This window comes from Streptomyces colwelliae (assembly GCF_048158785.1).
GTDB lineage: Bacteria > Actinomycetota > Actinomycetes > Streptomycetales > Streptomycetaceae > Streptomyces.
The window spans coordinates 1-3,897 of the sequence record NZ_JBLTJC010000617.1 but is presented as its reverse complement, the minus strand read 5'-3'; the positions used below and the strand labels follow the sequence as shown (position 1 = coordinate 3,897).

The 3,897-nt window shown below is 68.6% G+C and carries 3 protein-coding genes and 1 pseudogene; 3 read left to right on the top strand and 1 reads right to left on the bottom strand.

The genetic code is table 11. The features are described from left to right. Positions 1-61: 61 nt before the first annotated feature. Positions 62-583: pseudogene (locus ACNFOC_RS52040) on the top strand (hypothetical protein); the annotation flags it as partial. Between the two features lie 27 nt (positions 584-610). On the opposite strand, the gene ACNFOC_RS52035 reads toward ACNFOC_RS52040, so the two are convergent. Continuing rightward, on the bottom strand, positions 611-1,921 hold the full coding sequence (locus ACNFOC_RS52035; RefSeq protein WP_416965968.1) for an ABC transporter substrate-binding protein: 1,311 nt from the start codon (positions 1,919-1,921) through the stop codon (positions 611-613). Positions 1,922-2,038: 117 nt separating this feature from the next. On the opposite strand from ACNFOC_RS52035, the gene ACNFOC_RS52030 reads away from it, so the two are divergent. Beyond that, complete coding sequence (locus ACNFOC_RS52030) at positions 2,039-2,539, top strand: SCO4402 family protein (RefSeq protein ID WP_406125273.1); 501 nt, start codon at positions 2,039-2,041, stop codon at positions 2,537-2,539. A 78-nt stretch (positions 2,540-2,617) separates the two neighbouring features. Continuing rightward, positions 2,618-3,499: a formyltetrahydrofolate deformylase gene (gene purU / locus ACNFOC_RS52025; protein ID WP_416965967.1), complete on the top strand. Its 882-nt coding sequence runs from the start codon at positions 2,618-2,620 to the stop codon at positions 3,497-3,499. Positions 3,500-3,897 lie beyond the last annotated feature (398 nt).

Sequence of the window (3,897 nt, the reverse complement as noted above, 5' to 3'; positions counted from 1 at the left end):
CCACGATGGAGATTGTAAGTACTAATCGATTCCTAGTCGGCAGCGTCAGATTTGTATAAGAGACAGCAACAAGACAGTCGCCGCGACCTCGGCCGCGACGGACGGTTCCTCGTCGGCGGGCACCGATGCCGCGAAGGAACAGGCCGTCGCCCTGGACAAGTTGCTCGCCGACAGCGGCAGCAGCCGTGCCTCGGTGATCAACGCCGTAGGCAATGTGAAGGCCTGTAACAAGCTCGGCGACTCGGCCTCCGATCTGCGGAACGCCGCCAAGCAGCGGGCCGAACTGGTCACCAAGCTCTCGCAGTTGACGGTGGACAAGCTGCCGGACAACGCGGCCCTGACCACCGCCCTCACCAGCGCGTGGAAGGCGTCGGCGTCGGCCGACAACCACTACGCGGCCTGGGCCGACCAGGCGGCCGGCAAGAAGGGCTGCAAGAAGGGCCAGGCCCGCACGACCGGCCAGACCGCGGCCGGCAACGCGGCGAGCGGTGTCGCCAGCAACCAGAAGATCAAGGCCGCCGCCCTCTGGAACACCATCGCGAAGACCTACGGCCTGACCCAGCGCCAGCCGACCCAGCTGTGAGCGACGGAGGGCGCGGGTCCCGGTCCCTCAGTCCAGGTCCGCGCCGTCCAAGGTCTTCGTCATGTCGAAGAAGCCCTTCTTCGCGGACACCAGAACGCCCTTCCGTACGACCTGAAGGGTCACGTCCGCGTTGACCAGCCGGGCCAGGCCGACCGAGGCGAGGTTGTCGTCGCGGGGGCTCCACTGCAACGTCGGTGTGAGCCCGCCCGTGGTGACCTTCACACCGTCGTCGAGGGCGCGCCGCACGGTGTCGGCGGTGATGTCACCGCTGCCGAGCGAGTTCACGACGGTCTTGAACGCGGTGTACGCGATCCAGGTGGTCTGCACCCCCGCGTCCGCGGGGTCGATGCGGTTGTCGCCGAAGGCCACCTCGTTGATCGCCTTCTTCATCGGGTCCCAGCGCGCGTCGCTCGCCACCGGGTACCAGCCCGTGATGTACGACCCCTCGTACGGCCCGGACTGCCCGCCCGTCGAGTTGATCTCGGTCTGGTCGACGCTGCCGAGCACGGTCGCGGCGTGCACCGCGGGATAGTCCTCGCGGTCGCGCCGGAAGGAGTCCATGAAGGTGTCGGTACGGTCCCCGAGCGAGGGCACCACACAGCCCTCCTTGCCCGTGCCGCCGCTCGCGCTCTTCAGGGCGCTGATCGACTGGCTCGCGTACTCGGTGGCGTCGTCGGCCGCGAGCTGGTCGGTCGCCGCCGCGTGGCCGCCCGCGGTGAGCCCGGCGTTCAGCAGCGGGGGCAGGTCGTCGCCGGCGATGGAGTCGGGCCGCACCAGGGTGACCGGGCCGCAGGTCGAGGCGAGTTCCTTGCCGAGGCCCGCCAGGAGCGCGGGCTGGCCGCCGTTGACGGGGTAGGACAGGGCGCGGGTGAACTCCTCGGTCGTCACGCCGTAGCCGCCTATGTACGGGATGCCGGCGCCCTCCAGCGGGGCGAAGTACGAGTCGCTGAACTCGCTGTAGGAGCCGACGACCGCGACGACGTTCTCCTGCACGGCCTGCCGGGCGCACTTCGCGGCGGACACGCTGCTGTTGTGGTCGTTGCAGGTCAGGACCTTGAGTTTGCGGCCGTTGATACCGCCGTGCTTGTTGATCCACTTCGCGTACGCCGTCGCCATGGCGGGCATGCCCGGCTTGTTGGTCGCGTCGGTGTCCCACGGCGCCCAGGTCATGACGGTGATCGAGCCGTCCCCGGAGCCCGCCGCGGTACCGGGGATGACCCCGCAGCCGGCCACGAGCGAGGCGCACGCCCCCAGAGCCGCCGCCGACAAGACGGTCGCTCTGACGGGCCGGGTGAAGGTGAGGAGGAAGGTGCTGCGGTTGCGTCGCCTGCCTGTCATGGACAGACACGCTTCCGTCACACCACTAACCCGGGAGTGACTCGCGGTCAACAAGTGGTGACGTGGAGGTGAATTACGGGGGGCGTTCCTGTGTGTGTGACGAGGAACGTACGATCGATGACCGTGCAAGGTTCGGAGAACTCTTCCCGTCGCCCCCGTCGCTCCTCCACCATGGGCGGCATGCCACTGAACGACATGCCCTGGTGGCGCTGGCGCAGCAACGTGCGTTCCGCGCTGCACATGCTCTCCGATCCGGCGTTCCAGCAGAACGTCTGGCTGGCCGGTGTCGACGGGTACGGGGACGTCACCGACGCCGTCTACCGCCTCGTCGAGGACACCTGGCTCGACAACTGGTCCGCCGAGAAGTACGTCGGCACGATCTTCCGCGACTCCCAGGAGGCGGCCCTCGTGGACACCGCCGTCCTGCGCGTCCTGCGGATCATGCACCAGGTCGGCCCAGACGCCCATGTCTCCGTGTACGTCGACCACGAGGCGTGGCCGGAGGCGGTGCGGGCGGCACGGGACGCCCATGTGCGGATGGCGGTGAGCGACGGGGACGACCCGGACACGCCGCCGCGGACGCTCGAGGTGCTACAGATCATCACGCGGTCCGCGTAAACCGGCGGGGCTGGGGAGGCCGGTCCGGGTGGCGGACGCCGGTCCCTGCGCGCAAGGGGGTATGGGACCCTGTCCTGCATGAACGCGCAGTCCACCGCCGCCGCGGCACCCGCCGACCAGTACGTCCTCACCCTGTCGTGCCCCGACAAGCAGGGCATCGTGCACGCCGTGTCGAGCTACCTCTTCATGACCGGCTGCAACATCGAGGACAGCCAGCAGTTCGGCGACCACGACACGGGGCTGTTCTTCATGCGCGTCCACTTCTCGGCGGAGTCGCCGGTGACGGTGGAGAAGCTGCGGGCGAGCTTCGCGGCGATCGGTGACTCCTTCCACATGGACTGGCAGATCAACCGGGCCGCGGACCGGATGCGGGTCGTGCTCATGGTCAGCAAGTTCGGGCACTGTCTGAACGACCTGCTCTTCCGGGCCCGGATCGGGGCGCTGCCGGTGGAGATCGCGGCGGTGGTGTCCAACCACACGGACTTCGCCGAGCTGGTGGAGTCGTACCACATCCCCTTCCACCACATTCCCGTGACGAAGGACACCAAGGCCGAGGCCGAGGCGCGGATCCTCGACCTGGTCCGCGAGGAGAACGTCGAACTCGTCGTCCTCGCCCGGTACATGCAGGTCCTCTCCGACGACCTCTGCAAGGCGCTCAGCGGGCGGATCATCAACATCCACCACTCGTTCCTGCCGAGCTTCAAGGGTGCGAAGCCGTACCACCAGGCTCACCTGCGGGGCGTGAAGCTGATCGGTGCGACCGCTCACTATGTGACCGCCGACCTCGACGAGGGGCCGATCATCGAGCAGGAGGTCGAGCGGGTGGGGCATGACGTGACGCCGGACCAGTTGGTGGCGATCGGGCGCGACGTGGAGTGCCAGGCGCTGGCGCGGGCCGTCAAGTGGCACGCCGAGCGCCGGATTCTGCTGAACGGGCGCCGGACTGTCGTGTTCGCCTAGGAGCTCGGGGCTTGCTGGTTGGGGGCGGCTGCGGGTGCGTTGTGGCTTGTCGCGCAGTTCCTCGCGCCCCTGAGGGGGGTTCGGTTTCGGGGCAGCCGCGGCTGAGTGGGGGCTTGTCGCGCCCACGCGGCGGAGCCGCATATCGATACAGCCCCGCGCCCCTTCGAAACGGGCGGTTCGTTTAAGGGGCGCGGGGAACTGCGCGCTCAGCCCCCACCCACCCGCAGTCGAAAGCCGCGCCCAGTTTTCAGGGGCGCGAGGAACTGCGCGACCGCTCAGATCCAGAACCTCGACGCCGCCGCGAAGGAGTCGAACCTCGCGCTGGTGACGATGACCTCGTCGATCGTCACGCTCTTCGCCCAGCCGATCATCGGCGCCATCTCCGACCGCACCCGCGG

What these genes read in the sequence shown, in the direction of transcription:
- ACNFOC_RS52035 (WP_416965968.1), bottom strand. Translation starts at nt 1,921, where the DNA reads ATGACAGGCAGGCGACGCAACCGCAGCACCTTCCTCCTCACCTTCACC.
- ACNFOC_RS52030 (WP_406125273.1), top strand. Translation starts at nt 2,039, where the DNA reads ATGACCGTGCAAGGTTCGGAGAACTCTTCCCGTCGCCCCCGTCGCTCC.
- purU (WP_416965967.1), top strand. Translation starts at nt 2,618, where the DNA reads ATGAACGCGCAGTCCACCGCCGCCGCGGCACCCGCCGACCAGTACGTC.